The sequence below is a fragment of the Pseudomonas sp. HP_14 genome (genome assembly GCF_055283875.1).
In genome coordinates, this window is sequence record NZ_JBTOQI010000022.1 from 352,439 (window position 1) to 370,880 (window position 18,442).

Annotated in this window: 16 protein-coding genes; 6 read left to right on the forward strand and 10 right to left on the reverse strand. The window is 57.7% G+C overall.

Going from position 1 to position 18,442, the window contains the following annotated elements; genetic code table 11:
* Positions 1-125: 125 nt before the first annotated feature.
* The 3 genes from ACYASS_RS16325 to dapE all read right to left on the reverse strand — a co-directional run bounded on the left by ACYASS_RS16325 (position 126) and on the right by dapE (position 2,541).
* Positions 126-503, reverse strand: a complete 378-nt coding sequence (locus ACYASS_RS16325; RefSeq protein ID WP_463586880.1) for a hypothetical protein — start codon at positions 501-503, stop codon at positions 126-128.
* A gap of 77 nt (positions 504-580) precedes the next feature.
* A complete protein-coding gene (locus ACYASS_RS16330; protein ID WP_463586905.1) occupies positions 581-1,390 on the reverse strand; it encodes a putative RNA methyltransferase in 810 nt (269 codons plus the stop codon).
* On the reverse strand, positions 1,390-2,541 hold the full coding sequence (gene dapE, locus ACYASS_RS16335) for a succinyl-diaminopimelate desuccinylase (RefSeq protein ID WP_463586881.1): 1,152 nt from the start codon (positions 2,539-2,541) through the stop codon (positions 1,390-1,392). The genes ACYASS_RS16330 and dapE overlap by 1 nt, the downstream gene beginning before the upstream one ends.
* Positions 2,542-3,234: 693 nt before the next feature.
* On the opposite strand from dapE, the gene tcdA reads away from it, so the two are divergent.
* Positions 3,235-4,077 carry a tRNA cyclic N6-threonylcarbamoyladenosine(37) synthase TcdA gene (gene tcdA, locus ACYASS_RS16340; RefSeq protein WP_463586882.1) on the forward strand — a complete coding sequence of 281 codons (843 nt, stop codon included), beginning with the start codon at positions 3,235-3,237 and terminating at the stop codon, positions 4,075-4,077.
* On the opposite strand, the gene ACYASS_RS16345 is transcribed toward tcdA, so the two are convergent.
* The 4 genes from ACYASS_RS16345 to ACYASS_RS16360 are packed head-to-tail and all read right to left on the reverse strand — an operon-like array spanning position 4,053 to position 7,138.
* On the reverse strand, positions 4,053-4,466 hold the full coding sequence (locus tag ACYASS_RS16345) for a SufE family protein (protein ID WP_463586883.1): 414 nt from the start codon (positions 4,464-4,466) through the stop codon (positions 4,053-4,055). The two genes, tcdA and ACYASS_RS16345, sit on opposite strands and share 25 nt — an antisense overlap.
* A complete protein-coding gene (locus ACYASS_RS16350; protein ID WP_463586884.1) occupies positions 4,463-5,668 on the reverse strand; it encodes an aminotransferase class V-fold PLP-dependent enzyme in 1,206 nt (401 codons plus the stop codon). Before ACYASS_RS16350 ends, ACYASS_RS16345 begins: the two co-directional genes overlap by 4 nt.
* A 57-nt stretch (positions 5,669-5,725) precedes the next feature.
* Positions 5,726-6,760, reverse strand: a complete 1,035-nt coding sequence (gene dapD, locus ACYASS_RS16355) for a 2,3,4,5-tetrahydropyridine-2,6-dicarboxylate N-succinyltransferase (RefSeq protein WP_122397370.1) — start codon at positions 6,758-6,760, stop codon at positions 5,726-5,728.
* Positions 6,761-6,796: 36 nt separating this feature from the next.
* Positions 6,797-7,138, reverse strand: a complete 342-nt coding sequence (locus ACYASS_RS16360) for an ArsC family reductase (RefSeq protein ID WP_087274114.1) — start codon at positions 7,136-7,138, stop codon at positions 6,797-6,799.
* A 399-nt stretch (positions 7,139-7,537) separates the two neighbouring features.
* Between ACYASS_RS16360 and ACYASS_RS16365 the strand changes: the two genes are divergently transcribed.
* On the forward strand, positions 7,538-9,184 hold the full coding sequence (locus ACYASS_RS16365) for a Na+/H+ antiporter (protein ID WP_463586885.1): 1,647 nt from the start codon (positions 7,538-7,540) through the stop codon (positions 9,182-9,184).
* 88 nt (positions 9,185-9,272) lie between these two features.
* Here the strand turns inward: ACYASS_RS16365 and dapC are convergent, their stop codons facing one another.
* The 3 genes from dapC to map all read right to left on the reverse strand — a co-directional run bounded on the left by dapC (position 9,273) and on the right by map (position 14,064).
* Positions 9,273-10,466, reverse strand: coding sequence for a succinyldiaminopimelate transaminase (dapC, locus tag ACYASS_RS16370; protein WP_463586906.1), 1,194 nt, complete (start codon positions 10,464-10,466; stop codon positions 9,273-9,275).
* A 77-nt stretch (positions 10,467-10,543) separates the two neighbouring features.
* Positions 10,544-13,240: a [protein-PII] uridylyltransferase gene (locus ACYASS_RS16375; RefSeq protein WP_463586886.1), complete on the reverse strand. Its 2,697-nt coding sequence runs from the start codon at positions 13,238-13,240 to the stop codon at positions 10,544-10,546.
* Positions 13,241-13,281: 41 nt separating this feature from the next.
* Positions 13,282-14,064 (reverse strand): type I methionyl aminopeptidase, encoded by a 783-nt coding sequence (gene map / locus ACYASS_RS16380; protein ID WP_122665215.1) that lies wholly within the window; start codon positions 14,062-14,064, stop codon positions 13,282-13,284.
* 1,070 nt (positions 14,065-15,134) lie between these two features.
* Between map and rpsB the strand changes: the two genes are divergently transcribed.
* From rpsB to frr, 4 genes are all read left to right on the forward strand, one after another.
* Positions 15,135-15,875 carry a 30S ribosomal protein S2 gene (rpsB, locus tag ACYASS_RS16385; protein WP_087273903.1) on the forward strand — a complete coding sequence of 247 codons (741 nt, stop codon included), beginning with the start codon at positions 15,135-15,137 and terminating at the stop codon, positions 15,873-15,875.
* A 190-nt stretch (positions 15,876-16,065) separates the two neighbouring features.
* Positions 16,066-16,938 carry a translation elongation factor Ts gene (gene tsf / locus ACYASS_RS16390; protein ID WP_243247970.1) on the forward strand — a complete coding sequence of 291 codons (873 nt, stop codon included), beginning with the start codon at positions 16,066-16,068 and terminating at the stop codon, positions 16,936-16,938.
* Between the two features lie 206 nt (positions 16,939-17,144).
* Positions 17,145-17,888, forward strand: a complete 744-nt coding sequence (pyrH, locus tag ACYASS_RS16395; RefSeq protein ID WP_027898810.1) for a UMP kinase — start codon at positions 17,145-17,147, stop codon at positions 17,886-17,888.
* Positions 17,885-18,442, forward strand: a complete 558-nt coding sequence (frr, locus tag ACYASS_RS16400; protein ID WP_243247969.1) for a ribosome recycling factor — start codon at positions 17,885-17,887, stop codon at positions 18,440-18,442. The genes pyrH and frr overlap by 4 nt, the downstream gene beginning before the upstream one ends.

Here is an 18,442-nt window from a genome sequence, read left to right on the forward strand (position 1 = left end):
CATTGCGTCCAGCTTCATCGCGGGCAAGCCTCGCTCCCACAGACTTTGCGCCATTCCAGATATTTGCGCGATGCTGCCCGTAAGCCTGCGGGCGAACATAGAATTGCCTACAGGAAAAGAATGCGTTACGCCGTCTTCCAAGTAATCTCTTCTTCGCCATCAGCGCTGATACGAATCCAGCGATCCGCCGTCTCTTCGCTTTCTTCTTCAACCCAGGTGCCGGGTGCGCAGCGTACTTCAACATTCAGGGCAACGAACGCAGCACGGGCGCAGGCGATGTCGTCTTCCCATGGGGTGTCATCGCTGTCCAGATGCAGGCTGTTCCATTTACCTACCGCCTTGGGTAGCCAGGTGACCGGCACGTTGCCCGCTTTGCACTTCCAGGTCTGGCCTTTCTGTACCCAGTCGGTGCATTGACCCAGTGAAGCGCTGAGCCACTCGGCAATGGCCTTGTGATCAACATCAGTGTCTTTCAGGTAAATCTCGATATCGGGTTGGCGCATGGATGCCTCGTGAGAAAGTGAAAAAATCCATTCGCGGATTCGGTCGGATGCCCGTTAGCGGGGATCTTCGTTGTTTGTTATTGCAATACGAAATAATCGTAGCGCATGGAAACCGTCACCTCGAAAGGTTCGGCCTGTTCAATCACATTGGCGCGACGTTCTGCGCTGGCTCGCCAGCCGTGGGGCGTCATGGCCAGCAGGTTGGCGCGTGCCTGACCGTCAACGAGACTGAGCTTGAAACGCAGTGTCTCACTGTGAGCCAGTGACATGCCTTCTGGCACCAATGCCAGATGTTTGTCATCAGCATAGTCACGCACTTCGTCGTAAAGCCGCTCGCGCAACTCCATCAAATGCTCGCTGGTCGGGCCGACCCGCATCAAACCGCCGCCCGGCGTCAGCAGGCGCTTGGCCTCGTTCCAGTCCAGCGGGCTGAACACACTGGCCAGAAACTGGCAGCTGGCATCCGGCAGCGGGACGCGAGCCATGCTGGCGATCAACCACGTCAGCGTCGGGTTACGACGACAGGCGCGTTTTACCGCTTCACGGGATATGTCCAGCGCATAGCCATCGGCATCCGGCAGGGCTTCGGCGATTTGCGCGGTGTAGTAACCCTCACCACAACCGATGTCCAGCCAGTGCGCGGGAGCACGTTCAGCGGCCAGCTCTGCCAGACGCCTGGCGACAGGCGCGTAATGCCCGGCATTGAGGAAATCCCGGCGCGCCTCGACCATGGCCTGATTGTCACCAGGGTCGCGGCTATTCTTGTGCTGCACCGGCAACAGGTTCAGATACCCCTGACGCGCGCGGTCGAAACGATGGTTGGCCGGGCAGGCTACGCCGTTGTACACCGCAGTCAGCGGGGCAGAGCAGATCGGGCAGGTCAGCATCACGCGAGCAACTTGACCAGAGTCTGATAGTAGATCTCGGTCAGTACATCGAGATCGCTGGCCAGAATGCGCTCGTTGACCTGGTGAATCGTCGCGTTGACCGGGCCCAGCTCCACAACCTGCGTGCCCAATGTGGCGATGAAACGCCCGTCAGAGGTGCCGCCGCTGGTAGACGCTTTGGTCTCGCGGCCAGTGACGGCTTTGATGCTCGCCGAGACCGCATCGAGCAAATCGCCCGGTTCAGTGAGGAATGGCAGGCCGGATAACGCCCAATCCACATGCCAGTCCAGACCATGTTTGTCGAGAATGGCCGATACCCGTTGTTGCAGGCCTTCGACGGTGGATTCGGTAGAGAAGCGGAAGTTGAACACGGCCACCAGATCACCGGGGATCACGTTGGTCGCGCCGGTCCCGGAATTCAGATTGGAAATCTGGAAGCTGGTCGGCGGGAAGAAGTCATTACCTTCATCCCAATGCTCTGCGGCCAGTTCTGCCAGCGCCGGAGCGGCCAAGTGAATCGGATTGCGCGCCAGATGTGGATACGCCACATGGCCTTGTTTGCCGCGAACGGTCAGGGTTGCGCCAAGGGAGCCGCGACGACCGTTTTTGACCACATCGCCCACCAGTGTGGTGCTCGACGGCTCGCCGACGATGCACCAGTCCAGACGCTCGTTGCGCTCACGCAATCGCTCGACCACAGCCTTGGTGCCATGATGCGCCGGACCTTCTTCGTCGCTGGTGATCAGGAAAGTGACTTTGCCTTTGTGGTCAGGGTGATCTGCGACAAAGCGCTCAGCCGCCACCAGCATCGCTGCCAGGCTGCCTTTCATGTCGGCTGCGCCACGTCCGCACAGCATGCCGTCTGCATCGATCAGCGCGTCGAACGGGTCGTTTTGCCAAGCCTGTACCGGACCGGTCGGCACCACATCGGTATGACCGGCAAAGCACAGCACCGGACCTTCGTTGTTGCCATGACTGGCCCAGAAATTATCCACGTCCTCGATACGCATTGGCTCCAGCTTGAAGCCTGCGTTCCCAAGGCGTCCCATCATTACAGCCTGACAATCGGCATCAATGGGCGTAACCGAGGGGCGACGGATCAGGTCGCAGGCAAGTTGCAGCGTAGGCGAAAGGTCGGCTGGGGCCGTCATGTACAAAACTCCGGTTGATAGCGCAGTGGACCTGTAGAAGCTGCCGCAGGCTGCGAATTGCGATGCGTCAGGCTTATCACCTTCGCAGCTCTCGGCAGCTCCTGCAGATCGTATAAGGGCGCGAAAAAGGCGCCTATCTTAAAGCAAAACGGGGAGGGGAGGCCGCCGTTTATGGATAAGGGCGCTTATTTCCTCCCGTGTAAAAGGGGTGGCATCGCGCCGGTATCGTGAGCGTCCCTCAAGCCGCGTCAGCCCCTTTCGCCAACAAGTTGCCTCCTACCTTTAAAGGCGACCGGTCTGGGTCTCCTCGTCGCCGTGGTAGGAGCGAACTTGTTCGCGAGGCAGTATGCCTGAATAACCGTGTCAGCCCCTCTCGCCAACAAGTTGCCTCCTACCTTCAAAACGACCGGTCTGGGTCTCCTCGTCGCCGTGGTAGGAGCGAACTTGTTCGCGAGGCGGAATACCTGAATAACCGTGTCAGCCCCTCTCGCCAACAAGTTGCCTCCTACCTTCAAAGCGATCGGTCTGGGTCTCCTCGTCGCCGTGGTAGAAGCGAACTTGTTCGCGAGGCGGCATACCTGAATAACCGCGTCAGCCCCCACCTCAGTACATTTTCTGACCAATCACCCACCTTCAGGATGCCCTAACCCAGCCAAAGCCCTATAATGCGCGCCGGTTTTTGGGGTATTGGTCATGAGTTCAGAAGATCCGCGTTTTGCAGGTATCGCCCGTTTGTACGGCATCGAAGGTCTGGAGCGGCTGCGTGCTGCCCATGTTGCTGTGGTCGGTATCGGCGGTGTCGGCTCCTGGGCGGCCGAGGCCATGGCGCGTTCTGGTGTGGGTGAGATTTCCCTCTTTGATCTGGACGACGTCTGCGTCAGCAACAGCAACCGCCAGTTGCATGCGCTGGACAGCACCGTCGGCCGCCCCAAAGTCGAGGTGATGGCTGAGCGCCTACGGGCGATCAACCCGGATTGCGTGGTGCATGCGGTTGCTGACTTCGTGACCCGCGACACCATGGCCGAGTACATCACGCCGGATCTGGATTGCGTGCTGGACTGCATCGACGCGGTCAACGCCAAGGCTGCGTTGATTGCCTGGTGCAAGCGTCGCAAGATCCAGATCATCACTACCGGCGGTGCAGGTGGGCAGATTGATCCGACGCTGATTCAGGTCTGCGACTTGAACCGTACCTTCAACGATCCGCTGGCCTCAAAAGTGCGTTCGACCCTGCGTCGCGATTATGGCTTCTCGCGGACCATGAATCGTCATTACAGCGTGCCGTGTGTGTTCTCTACCGAGCAGCTGCGTTATCCGAAGCCGGATGGCAGCATTTGTCTGCAGAAGAGTTTTGTCGGAGATGGGGTCAAGCTGGATTGCGCCGGTGGTTTTGGCGCGGTGATGATGGTGACAGCGACCTTCGGTATGGTCGCGGCCACCAAGGCTGTAGACAAGATCGTTGCTGGTGTACGCCGCCCTTCGGAGCGAGCCAAACCGGTCTCGGTGCCGCCTCAGCCTGCTACTGCTGCCAACTGACGCATCCTTTGCAGCACGGCATTGAGGCCGTTGCTGCGAGAAGGGGAGAGTTGGCGACTTAAACCGAGTTGGTTGAACCAGTCCGGCAAATCCACTTGCTGGAGCTCCGCTGCCGACAATCCGTTGACCCGTGCCAGCAATAGCGCCACCAGACCGCGAATCATCCGCGCATCGCTGGCAGCGCGAAACTGCCAGTGGCCTTGGGTCATCTCGCCTAGTAACCAGACCTTGCTTTCACACCCATGAACCAGGTGCTCTTCGGACTTTTCATGATCCGCCAGAGCGGGCAATCGCTCGCCCCATTGCATGAGCAGTCGCGCACGCTGCTCCCAGCCCTGAGGTTGAGCGAAGATGTCCAGCGCCTTTTGTGCGTCGATGGGCAGGCTCATCGCAGCAACTCCAGCGCCTGATCCAGCGCGTTGAAGAAATGCTGCAAGTCGCTTGAGTCGTTGTACAGCGCAAGAGACACCCGAATCGCCCCCGACAGGCCAAGGCTTTTCAGCAACGGCATGGCGCAGTGATGTCCTGCACGCACGGCGATGCCTTGCTCTGTCAGCAGGTGGGCAAGATCGGCGTTGTGCACGCCATCGACCGTGAAGCTGACCAGCGCCAGTTGCGGCTCGCCCAGCACTCGAACACCATCACGCTGACGCAAGCCCTCAAGCAACAGGGCGTGCAGGGCAGCTTCATGCTCCAGCACTGCGCGGTGATCGAGGCTCTGCAAGTAGTCCAGTGTCGCGCCAAGGCCGATCACACCTGCAATCGGTGGTGTTCCGGCTTCGAAGCCCAGCGGTGCCGGGCGGAACTTCGCGTGTTCGTAATCAGTCGTCAGGACCATCTCGCCGCCGAACTGCCAGTGTTGCAGGCGCGGCAGCACTTCATTGCGGCCATACAGAATGCCGACGCCTTCGGGGCCGTACAGTTTGTGACTGGAAAACACGTAGAAGTCGCAACCCAGTGCTTTCACGTCATGTCGACCGTGGACCACACCTTGAGCGCCATCGACAACCGTCAGTGCGCCTTGGGCCTTGGCCAGTGCGAGTAATTCCGGCAGTGGCTGCCAGGCACCCAGCACGTTCGACAATTGGCTGACGGCCAGCAGGCGGGTACGGTCGCTGATCAGTTGCGCAGCGGCGTTCAGGTCGATCAGCCCTTGCTCATTGAGCGGCAGAATGACCAGTTTCAGGTCGCGACGTTGAGCCAGTTGCTGCCAGGGCAGCAGGTTGGCGTGATGTTCCAGCGCGCTGATGGCGATTTCATCGCCCGCCACGAACTCATGCTCCAGGCCGTAGGCCAGCAGATTGAGCGCGGAGGTGGCTCCGTGAGTGAAAATAATCTGACCTGACTCTCCGGCATTGAGCCAGTGAGCAACCTTGTTGCGGCTGTCTTCGAACGCCTGAGTCGCATGAGCGCCGGGCAAATGCTGGGCGCGATGCACATTGGCTGCGCCATTGGCGTAGTAATGGTTCAGGGCGTCGAGCAGGGCTTGAGGTTTCTGGGTGGTCGCGGCGTTGTCCAGATAGGTCTGGCCTTGCCGTTGCAGGGCGTCGATGGCTGGAAAGTCAGCGCGCCAAGGGGAAAACAGGGGCATTTGCTTTGACTCGGTGAGTCAGGCCCGATCATGTGATCGGACCTGATGCAGCATCGATCAGTTGTGAGCGTGCAGCGCTTCGTTCAGCTCGATGGCCGACTTGTGGGTTTTGCATTCCACAGCGCCGGTTTCCGAGTTGCGACGGAACAGCAGGTCAGGTTGACCGGCCAGATCACGGGCTTTGACGATTTTGACCAGCTTGTTCTGGTCGTCGAGCAGCGCAACCTTGGTGCCAGCCGTCACGTACAGGCCAGACTCCACAGTATTGCGATCGCCCAACGGGATACCGATACCGGCGTTGGCGCCGATCAGGCAGCCTTCGCCGACTTTGATGACGATGTTGCCGCCACCGGACAAGGTACCCATGGTGGAGCAACCGCCACCCAGGTCAGAGCCTTTGCCGACGAATACGCCAGCCGAAACACGACCTTCGATCATGCCCGGGCCTTCGGTGCCTGCGTTGAAGTTGACGAAACCTTCGTGCATCACGGTAGTGCCTTCACCGATGTAAGCGCCCAGACGGATACGTGCGCTGTCAGCGATACGCACGCCGGTCGGTACGACGTAATCGGTCATTTTCGGGAACTTGTCGACGGAGAACACTTCCAGCAGTTCGCCCTTGAGGCGTGCTTCCAGTTGGCGCGGTGCCAGTTCGTTCAGGTCGATGGCGCCCTGGCTGGTCCATGCAACGTTTGGCAGCAACGGGAAGATCCCGGCCAGACTCAAGCCGTGCGGCTTGACCAGACGGTGGGAAAGCAGGTGCAGCTTGAGGTAGGCCTCAGGCGTGGACGTCAGCGCTGCATCTTCGGCGAGCAGAGTCGCAACCAGCGGCTTGTGACTTTCGGCCAGACGGGTCAGCAAGGCAGCCTGACCAGCATCAACGGACTTGAGGGCTTCAGCCAGTTTCGACGCCTGATCGGTGTTGAAGGTAATGGCCTGGTTGCCACCGGTGTAACCCAGTACTGGTGTAACCGCTGCGATCAATTCAGCAGACGGGTTGATCAGTGGCTGTGCGTAGAAAACTTCCAGCCATGCGCCTTGACGGTTTTGAGTGCCGACACCGAAGGCCAGGCTGAACAGGGAAGTGGACATGCAAATACCTCTTACGAATTTAAAGGGCTATCTCAGTCAGGCGATAGCCGCTGCATACAGGTCTGGTTTGAAGCCAATCAGGGTTCTGTCACCAAGATCAAGCACCGGGCGCTTGATCATCGACGGTTGAGCGAGCATCAGTTCAATCGCTTTATCCTGGTCGAGGTCGGCTTTCTGCGCCTCATCCAGCTTGCGAAAGGTGGTGCCGGCACGATTCAACACTGTTTGCCAGCCGTGCTCGTTGCACCACTGGGTCAGATGTTCGCGATCGATGCCTTGGGTTTTATAGTCGTGAAAATCGTAGCTCACCGGCTTTTCATCGAGCCAGGTGCGAGCCTTTTTCATCGTGTCGCACGCTTTGATCCCATACAGGTGCAACTTGTTGATTTCATCAGCCACGAGCTTGCCCCCTTTGAGACAGTTGAAAAACGGTGACGGATTATGCCACGGACACGCGTGCTGGGCGTGTACTGCCGACGTCTTTATGTACCCGGACACGATGTTTTGCCTGATTCATACCTATGGGTGACGGCGGTGCAGCAGCTTAAACCGTTAATATGGCACTTCGATGTGCACTAAGTGCCTCCCTCTTGCAGGGGATCTGTAGGCGCTGCCGAAGGCTGCGAAACATTTATCCTGACAGACCGCGATCGCAGCCTTCGGCAACGCCTACAGGTCCTGTGCTTGCCGCTAGACAGCGTGGTGTCATGGATGCCGGGGCAGCACCCACAGAAAATCGCGTCAATGCAGTTCGACATGTTTTAAGGAAATCCCGCAATGCAAACCGCCTACACCGTCCTTATCCTGCTGACTCTGGTGGGGATCTCGCGGTTACTGGCCCGTGTTATCCCGCTGCCGTTGCCGCTGGTACAAATTGCTGCCGGGGCTTTGCTGGCCTGGCCCACACTGGGCCTGCACGTGGCGCTGGACCCCGAGCTGTTTCTATTCCTGTTTCTGCCGCCGCTGCTGTTCTCTGACGGCTGGCGCATGCCCAAGCGCGACTTGTGGCGTTATCGCGGGCCAATCCTGACCCTGGCCGTGGGGCTGGTGGTATTCACTGTTGTCGGCGCGGGCTACTTCATCCATTGGCTATTGCCCAGTATCCCCTTGCCAGTGGCCTTCGCTCTGGCCGCTGTGCTGTCGCCCACTGACGCCGTCGCCGTCTCGGCCATTGCCCAGGATCGTCTGCCGGCACCGATCATGCGGATGCTGCAAGGCGAGGCGCTGATGAACGATGCGTCCGGCCTGGTGACGTTCAAGTTTGCACTGGCGGCGGCGATCACCGGAGTGTTCTCGCTGGCTGATGCGAGCCTGACGTTTGTGCTGGTGGCCTGTGGCGGGCTCGCTGTTGGTGTTGCCTTGAGCTGGCTGGTCGGGCGTTTTCGTAGCTGGATGATCACGCGTGGCTGGGACGATCCTGCGACTCATGTGGTGTTCATGTTACTGCTGCCATTTGCGGCCTATGTGCTGGCTGAGCAATTGGGGGCTTCTGGCATTCTCTCGGCAGTGGCGGCAGGGATGATGCAAAGCTGGGTCGATCTGCTGCCACGCCAGACCAGTACCCGCTTGCTCAATCGCAGTGTCTGGACCTTACTGGAGTTCGCTTTCAACGGTCTGATCTTCCTGCTGTTGGGGCTGCAACTGCCGGATATTATCAGTGCCGTCACTCACGATGAAATCACCGTCTGGCCTGCCTTGCTGTATCGCTGTCTGGACGTGTTGGCGATCTTTCTGGTGTTGGTTGTGCTGCGCTATATCTGGGTGCAAAGCGTCTGGCGTTTGCTGATTCGGATTCGACGCTGGCGAGGGCGCAGCGAAGGCACGCTTGAGTTATCGACCCGCGCCTCGCTGCTTCTGACCGTAGGCGGCGTTCGCGGTGCGGTAACGCTTGCCGGCACCTTGTCGGTGCCGATGCTGATCAGTGCCGGTGTCGCCTTCCCTCAGCGTGATCTGCTGATTTTCATTGCTGCCGGAGTGATTTTGCTATCCCTGGTGGCAGCCTGTATCTGCTTGCCTCTGCTGTTGCGTGGCCTGGTCAGCGAGCCTGACCTGCGCATGAAACATGAAGTGGGGGAGGCATGGAAACGCATTGCTCAGGCGGCAATTCACGCGCTTGAAAATGAAGAGGTCAGTAGTGGGGCCAGTGCTCAGGATGCGGCGCAGGCCGCGTTGGCGACTGAAGTGAAAGCGCGAGTCATGTCTGAGTATCGTCACCGTCTGGACGTCTTCAACGACACGTCCGAGGCTCAGGCCCTGGCGTTCCAGATGGACCTGATCGAGCGGCGCATGCGTGTCAGCGCCTTGCGTGCCCAACGGCTGGAGCTGTATCGCCTGCACCGTCAACATCAGATCGGCGACGATGTGCTGCGCCAGATCCTTGCGCAGCTGGACTTGAACGAGGCAAATCTGGGTGTGGTGAAATAGACGAAAAGCAAATCTGGACGGCAGCAGGAAGTATTCTTCTTCGTTGATCAGCACCCCACGGCACATTGCATGCCGTGGGGTATACGCATTACTTGTTGATGAAGTCGCGAATCCGCTCTGCGGCTTCAATGCATTCAGCCAACGGCGCAACCAGTGCCAGGCGCACGCGTCCAGCACCCGGGTTAAAACCGTCCACTTCGCGGGATAGATAAGAGCCCGGCACCACGGTCACATGTTGATCAACGAACAGGTCTCGACAAAATTCTGCGTCGTCGCCGCCGACGCTTGGCCACAGGTAGAAGCCGCCATCGGGACGCTGTACGTCCATCACCGGCGCAAGAATCTCCAGAACTGCCTCGAACTTCTCGCGGTAAAGGTCACGATTGGCGCGCACGTGTTCTTCATCGTTCCAGGCAGCGATACTGGCCAGTTGAGTTTGTACTGGCATCGCACAGCCGTGGTAGGTGCGATAGAGCAGGAAGGCCTTGAGGATCTCTGCATCGCCAGCAACGAAGCCGGAGCGCAGGCCCGGCAGGTTCGAACGCTTGGACAGGCTATGGAATACCACGCAACGTTTGAAATCCTTGCGGCCCAGTTCCACGCAGGCGCTCAGCAGGCCAGCTGGTGGTGTCTGCTCGTCGAAGTACAGCTCGCTGTAGCACTCGTCCGCAGCAATCACGAAGTCATGCTCGTCAGCCAGAGCGATCAGCTTTTTCAGGGTTTCCAGCGGGATCAACGCGCCCGTTGGATTGCCCGGCGAGCACAGGAACAGGATCTGGCAGCGCTTCCAGATATCGGCAGACACTGCGTCGAAGTCCGGATTGAAACCGTTCTCGACCAGGCATGGAAGGTAGTGAGGCTTCGCGCCAGCCAGAAACGCTGCGCCTTCGTAGATTTGATAAAACGGGTTCGGGCTGACCACCAGCGCGTCATCGCCACGGTTGACTACGGTCTGGGTGAAGGCAAACAGCGCTTCGCGAGTCCCGTTGACCGGCAGCACGTTCCGCGCCGGGTCCAGCCAGCCATCAGGTACGCCAAAGCGACGCTCGCACCAGCCGGAGATGGCTTCGCGCAACGCCGGGATGCCCAATGTGGTCGGATAGACTGCCATCTGGTCAAGGTTGTCAGTCATGGCTTTGGCCACGAAGTCTGGCGAGCGATGCTTGGGTTCACCAATGGACAGCGCGACCGGGCGCTTTTCAGGGTTTGGCGTCACGCTGCCGAGCAGGGCGCGAAGCTTTTCGAAAGGGTAGGGCTGAAGCAATTGCATCGCGTTATTCATGGGGCTGGCTTCCAGAAGCAGGGCGCTCAAGTCAGCGAGCGCCGTAAGTCGATTCATTGAACAGCGTCAGGGTTTACTCAGATACTGATGCGCAATTCGCCGGGCTCGTGGTTGACGTTCAGTTGCTTGACGATGGCGTCCTGCAACTGGCTGCACAACTGAGGATCGGACAACGGCTGGTTATTGGCATCGGTAATGAAGAACACGTCTTCCACCCGCTCGCCCAGCGTGGCGATCTTGGCATTTTGCAGCGACAGGTCGAACTCCAGAAAGATCTTGCCAATCCGTGCCAGCAGGCCGGGGCGATCCGGTGCTGAAAGCTCCAGGATCGTTACCGGGCGCTGCGCATCGTTGTGGATCGTGACCTGCGGCGGGAAAGCAAAATGCTTGAGCTGGCGCGGTACACGACGTTTGATGATGGTCGGGTAGTCGTCCGGGTTCCTCAATGCGTCGGTCAGGCCGTCGCGAATTTCCTTGATACGCACAGGATTATCGCCAATCGAGCCGCCATCGTTGTCGAGCACGATATAGGTGTCGAGGGTGAACCTGCTGCTTGAGGTGATGACCCGGGCGTCATGAATGTTCAGGTTCAACTGGTCCATTGCCGCCACTGTTACGGCGAAGAAGTCATGTTGATCAGGCGCATAGATAAAAATCTGCGTGCCGCCTTCGAATTCGCGCTGGGTGGTCTCCTTGATCAGAACCAGCGGACCGCCATCCGTCGGTTGCTGCAGGATCGCATCGCTGTGCCAGGCCACGTCACCTGCTGTATGACGCAGGAAATAGTCATCGCCCAGTTGGGACCAGAGTTGTTCCACATCGTCCGGGTCAGTGCCGTTACGAACCAGAATATCCAGCGCGGCAATTTGAGTGCGTCGTATCTGCTCTTCGCGGTCTACCGGGTTCTCCAGGCCGCGCTTCAGGGCGCGCTTGGTTTCGGTATAAAGCTGACGCAGCAGGCTGGCGCGCCATGAGTTCCAGAGTGTCGGGTTGGTGGCGTTGATATCAGCAACCGTCAGCACATAGAGGTAATCCAGATGAACCTCATCGCCGACAAACTGGGCGAAATCGTGGATCACCTGCGGATCGGACAAGTCCTTGCGCTGGGCTGTAGTGGACATCACGAGGTGATGGCTGACCAGCCAGACGATAAGGCGCGTGTCCCAGTCAGGCAGTTGATGGCGGATACCAAATGCTTCAGCATCGACCGCGCCCAGCTCCGAGTGGTCGCCGCCGCGGCCCTTGCCGATGTCGTGATACAGGCCTGCCAGGTAGATCAGCTCAGGCTTCGGCAGCCTGCCCATGACCTTGCTCGCCAGCGGGAATTTCTCTGACACCTGTGTGTACTGGAGCTTGCGCAAGTGCTTGATCAGATTGAGCGTGTGCGCATCAACGGTGTAGATGTGGAACAGGTCATGCTGCATTTGCCCGACGATGTGACCGAACTCGGGCAAATACAGACCCAGAATGCCGTAACGGTTCATTCGGCGCAGGTTGCGATGAATGCCTAATTCGCATTTGAACAGCTCGATAAACAGGCTGGTGTTACGAATGTCGTTACGGAAATCATCGTTGATCAAATGCCGGTGTTCGCGCAGCAGGCGAATGGTGTCGGCGCGCACACCTTTGATTTCCGGGTGTTGAGCCATCAGCACAAAAATTTCGATCATGGCAAACGGCGTACGTTTGAATACGTTCGCGTTGGTCGCCTCGATGTAACCGTCATGCACCTGGAAGCGTGAGTTGAGCGGCTGAGTGCTCGCACCTTCGTCGTCGGTCAGGATGACCTCTTCGAAGTGCTGAATGATCAGGTCGCTGAGCTGCGCGATGCTCATCACTACCCGGTAGTACTTCTGCATGAAGCGTTCGATGGCCAGCTTGGCGTCGCTGTCCTGATAGCCCAGCAGGCTGGCGATGCTGCGCTGATGGTCGAACAGCAGGCGATCTTCGGAGCGACCTGCCAGCATGTGCAGGGCGTAACGCACCTTCCAGAGAAACTCCTGAGAAGAGGCGAGGAGGTTGTTTTCGCTTTCCAGCAAAAAGCCTTCGCCCGCCAGTGCATGCAGGTTCAAAGTGCCGTATTGGCGACGGGCGACCCAGAGAATGGTCTGGATATCCCGCAGGCCTCCGGGCGAACCTTTGACGTTAGGCTCCAGGTTGTACTCGGTGTCGTTGTACTTGTGATGCCGTGTTTTCTGCTCGGCACGCTTGGCCAGGAAGAACTCTTTGCTGGGCCACATCTGTTTCGGGCTGGTGACTTCGAGCATGCGCTGACGCAGACGTTCGGGCCCTGCGATAGTGCGGCTCTCCATCAGGTTGGTGATCACCGTGAGGTCGGCCTGGCCTTCCACTGCGCATTCGTCTACCGAGCGTACGCTTTGCCCTACTTCCAGGCCGATGTCCCAGAGCAGGGTAAGAAAGCGCTCTATGGGCTCACGGAAAACTTCGTGATCGGCGCTGTCCAGCAGGATCAACAGGTCGATGTCCGAATAAGGGTGCAGTTCGCCGCGGCCGTAACCACCGACTGCGAGCAACGCGATGTCGGCTTCTTCGCTCCAGTCGAAATGGTCCCATGCCTGTTGCAGGATGTTGTCCACGAACCAGGCGCGGTCTTCGATCAGACGGCGGATATCGCGGCCTGACTTGAAGCGCGCATCAAGCACCTCCCGCGCATTGCGGATGGCTTTCTTGAATGCGGCAATCGGACTCGCTTTCAACGCCAGTTCGGCCTGGAACTGACCACGGTCGAACAAATCGGGATCCACCTGCGGCATGGAACTGCTTTCCTTTTATCTAGATCAAGCGAGCGTTGTGATCAGGCTGATGTGCGGGCGATGGTGTCGTCGCTGCGCAGGGTAAAAATCTCATAGCCGTCAGCGGTGACCAGAATGGTGTGCTCCCACTGTGCCGACAGCTTGCGGTCCTTGGTGATTGCGGTCCAGCCATCACCCAGCAGGCGGGTTTCGGCGCGGCCCTGGTTGATCATTGGCTCGATGGTAAAGGTCATGCCTTCGACCAGTGCCATTCCTTCGCCTGCCTTGCCGTAATGCACGACTTGCGGCTCTTCATGGAACACCTTGCCGATGCCGTGCCCGCAATACTCACGGACTACAGAGAAGCCGCTTTTTTCCGCGTGCTTCTGGATGACTTCGCCAATATCACCGAGAGTGGTGCCCGGGCGGACGATCTCGATGCCTTTATACAGGCATTCCTGGGTGATTTTCGACAGGCGCTCGGCCCACTCAGGCACTTTGCCTACGTGGAACATCTTGCTGGTGTCGCCGTGGTAGCCATCCTTGATCACGGTGACATCGATGTTCAGCACGTCGCCATTTTTCAACGGCTTCTCATTCGGGATGCCATGGCACACGACATGGTTGATCGAGGTGCAGATCGACTTGGGGAAGCCTTTGTAATTCAGCGGTGCGGGTATCGCTTTCTGCTCATTGACGATGTAGTCGTGGCAGATGCGGTCCAGCTCTTCGGTGGTGACGCCAGGTTTGACGTAAGCACCGATCATTTCCAGGACATCGGCAGCCAGACGACCGGCAATGCGCATTTTTTCGATGTCTTCGGGGGTTTTGATGGTGACGGTCATACGAACTCTCTCGGCGCACAGGCGGCGCGGCTAATACGGAAAACGGCGATTCTAGCAGACCGTCGCAGGCGGGGGATTGTTGCTTCCTTATATAGGGTGCTGGGGCTTTTAGTTTTGTGTGCATATCCGTTATGGCGGTAACGGCTGAAATTGGTTGCGCCCTTACGGCGCCTCACTTTTGATGGAGCGCAAAAGTAAGCATGGACCTGTCCCGTGGGCCGCCAATGGGCCATCCATGGCCCGGTGCGGCTAACCCGGCGTCCTGCCGGGTTGCCCACGGTTCAGAATCTGCGTTCGGCCGGCGTGATTTAACGGGGCGCCTCAGATCAAAATCAAAAGCGCGGCCGCCTGACAGCCGATCTGATTGTGCGGATTTGCCGGGCATCTGTGGGAGCTGCCGAAGGCTGCGATGCGGCGTGCTAGACAATGCCTGTTTTGACTGTGCCGACGTCTCGCGAACAAGTTCGCTCCTACCGGTCCGAGGCGATACCACCGTTCTCGCTCTGCTTTTGCTCTGCTCTGCTTTTGATTTTGATCTGAGGCGCCCCGTTAAACCACGCCGGCCGGAGTTCGATATTGCTGTGTGGGGCAAACCGGCAGGGATGCCGGTTTAGCCGCCTCAGGCCATGGATGGCCGGTGGCGGCGGCCCCACGCAGCAATGTCGGATTACGGGTATGCCGAGCGACAGCGAGGCACCCAGTGGTGGGGCAAGAGCCTTTTGCTTACTTTTGGCTGGGCCGGCTTCCGGAACAAAAGTGAGGCGCCGTAAGGGCGCTGCCAATATCAGCCGTTACCCCGGTAATGGATATGTACGCAAAAAATCGCCTCCGCATTATTCGTGCTTACACAGGGCTAATGACTGGGGCAGTAAAGCATCGTGCAACCTGCACGTAATTGGGTTTCCGTTATCCAGACTTCTATGGTATAAAATGCGCCGCTTTCCGGGGTAAGCCCCGCAAGCACTAACCCACACACGTGTCGACACGATGACCTGGGTGCCCTCGGCTCGAAGCCGCTGGTTGGTCATTGGGATACGTGGAGGCCTAACCCGACTTATCAAGGAACTATCATGTCCCAAGTCAACATGCGCGATATGCTGAAGGCCGGTGTGCACTTCGGTCACCAGACCCGTTACTGGAACCCGAAAATGGGTAAATACATTTTCGGCGCGCGTAACAAGATTCACATTATCAACCTTGAAAAAACCCTGCCTATGTTCAACGAAGCTCTGACTTTCGTTGAAAAACTGGCTTCGGGCAAAAACAAGATTCTGTTCGTCGGCACCAAGCGTTCCGCTGGCAAGATCGTTGCTGAAGAAGCAGCACGTTGCGGTTCGCCGTACGTCGATCACCGCTGGTTGGGCGGCATGCTGACCAACTTCAAAACCATCCGTCAGTCGATCAAGCGTCTGCGTGAGCTTGAAGTACAGGCTGAAGACGGTACTTTCGCCAAGCTGACCAAGAAAGAGGCGCTGATGCGCACTCGCGATCTGGAAAAGCTGGATCGTAGCCTGGGTGGTATCAAGGACATGGGCGGTCTGCCAGACGCACTGTTCGTTATCGACGTTGATCACGAGCGCATCGCGATCACCGAAGCTAACAAGCTGGGTATCCCGGTTATCGGCGTAGTCGATACCAACAGCAGCCCGGAAGGCGTTGACTACATCATCCCAGGCAACGATGACGCAATCCGCGCTATCCAGCTGTACATGGGTTCGATGGCTGACGCTGTAATCCGTGGTCGCAACAATGTTGCTGGCGGCACCGACGTTTTCGTCGAAGAAGCTCCAGCAGCTGCAGTTGAAGGCTGAGTAACTAACGCCTAGCGTTTACTCAGTACGCAAAAAGGGGGCTTGGCCCCCTTTTTGCCACCTCGAAAACCATGTGTCGGCGTTGTCATGACGTTCTTGTCATCTACGGCTGTCACCATGCGTTTTCAAGAATTTGAACGCCCGCTCTGGCGGGTGGAATGGTTTAAGACCTATCCAAGAGGATTTTGAAATGGCAGAGATTACTGCAGCGTTGGTTAAAGAACTGCGCGAGCGTACCGGCGAAGGCATGATGGATTGCAAAAAGGCCTTGACCAAGGCTGGCGGCGACATCGAAAAAGCCATTGATGACATGCGTGCTTCGGGCGCGATCAAGGCTGCCAAAAAAGCAGGCAACGTTGCTGCTGAAGGCGCTATCGCTGTCAAGGTTGCTGAAGATGGCAAGCGCGCTACCATCATCGAAGTCAACTCTCAGACTGACTTCCTGGCCCTGCAAGACGATTTCAAGAACTTCGTCACCAGCAGCCTGGAAAAAGCATTCGCTGACAAACTGACTGACGCAGCTCCGCTGATCGAAGCTCAGGAAGTTGAGCGTACTGCTCTGGTTGCCAAAGTTGGCGAGAACGTCAACATCCGTCGTCTGTCGAGCATTGAAGGTGACGTGGTCAACGCTTACCTGCACGGCAACAAGATCGGTGTTGTTGTTGTCCTGAAAGGCGGCGACGCTGAACTGGCCAAAGACATCGCGATGCACGTTGCTGCCAGCAACCCTGAGTTCCTGCTGCCTTCGGAAGTTTCTGCCGAAGCGATCGAGCGCGAGAAGGGCGTCTTCCTGCAACTGAACGAAGACAAGATCAAAGGCAAGCCAGCCGAAATCGTTGAAAAAATGGTTGCCGGTCGTATCACCAAGTTCCTGGCTGAAGCCAGCCTGGTTGAACAAGCGTTCGTCAAGAACCCGGAAATCAAAGTAGGCGATCTGGCCAAGAAAGCCGGCGCTGAAATCGTTTCTTTCACCTACTTCAAAGTGGGCGAAGGCATCGAGAAGCCAGTTGATAACTTCGCAGACGAAGTTGCTGCTCAAGTGGCTGCTGCTTCCAAGCAATAAGATGGTTTGCAACTGTTGAACCGAAGAGGCTGCCCGCTTACGCGCGCAGCCTCTTTGTCAAAAAGGAAAAGGTATTTGTTTTCCTTGGAGAAGTGGCTTACAAGGCTGCATTCTTCTGACGCTGTCGCAGCGTCAAGCTAGAGTTAGCGCAGGCATAAAATGCCCGCACAGATTTTTTTCAGAAAACGCCGCAGGAGAGATTCGCAATGGCTCAGCAGGGCAGTGGTTATCAGGCTCGCTATAAACGCATTCTACTCAAGCTTAGCGGCGAGGCCCTGATGGGCTCCGAAGAGTTCGGAATCGATCCCAAAGTACTGGATCGCATGGCGCTTGAAGTCGGCCAACTGGTTGGCATAGGCGTTCAGGTAGGACTGGTTATCGGGGGAGGTAACCTGTTCCGTGGTGCAGCATTGAGTGCTGCCGGCATGGATCGTGTTACCGGTGATCACATGGGCATGCTGGCCACTGTGATGAACGCTCTGGCAATGCGCGATGCTCTGGAGCGTGCCAATATCTCCGCCATCGTGATGTCTGCCATTTCGATGGTGGGTGTGACCGATCACTATGATCGTCGTAAAGCCATGCGTCACCTGAGTTCAAAAGAGGTCGTGATCTTCGCGGCCGGTACAGGCAATCCGTTCTTCACCACCGATTCGGCTGCTTGCCTGCGAGCAATCGAAATCGATGCCGACGTTGTTCTCAAGGCAACCAAGGTAGACGGTGTGTACACCGCAGATCCATTCAAAGACCCGCATGCAGAGAAGTTCGATCATCTGACTTACGATGAAGTGCTGGATCGCAAGCTGGGTGTCATGGACCTGACGGCAATCTGCCTGTGCCGCGATCACAAGATGCCACTCCGTGTTTTTAATATGAACAAGCCCGGCGCCCTGCTGAATATCGTACACGGCGGCGCTGAAGGAACCCTGATCGAGGAAGGCGCACAATGATCAACGAAATCAAGAAAGACGCTCAAGAGCGCATGCAGAAATCCCTTGAATCCCTGAGCCATGCATTTGGTCAGATTCGCACAGGCAAGGCCCACCCAAGCATTCTGGGCAGTGTAATGGTGCCGTACTACGGCGCTGATACTCCTTTGAGCGGTGTTGCCAACGTTACTGTAAAAGACTCGCGCACCCTGCAGGTCGTTGCTTTCGAGCGCAACATGCTGGCTGCCGTTGACAAGGCAATCCAGAGCGCGGGGCTGAACCTCAATCCGACCAACCTCGGTGAGCTGTTGCTTATCTCGATGCCGGCCCTGACTGAAGAAACCCGTAAGGGCTTTACCAAGCAGGCCCGCAGCGCGGCAGAAGATGCGCGTGTTGCTGTGCGTAATATTCGCCGTGATGCCTTGGGTGACCTGAAGAAATTGGTCAAGGACAAGGAAATCAGCGAAGACGAAGAGCGTCGTGCTGCTGCCGATATCCAGAAGCTGACCGACAAGGCAGAGGCTGATATCGACGCAGCCACCAAGGCAAAAGAAGCAGACCTGATGGCCGTATAA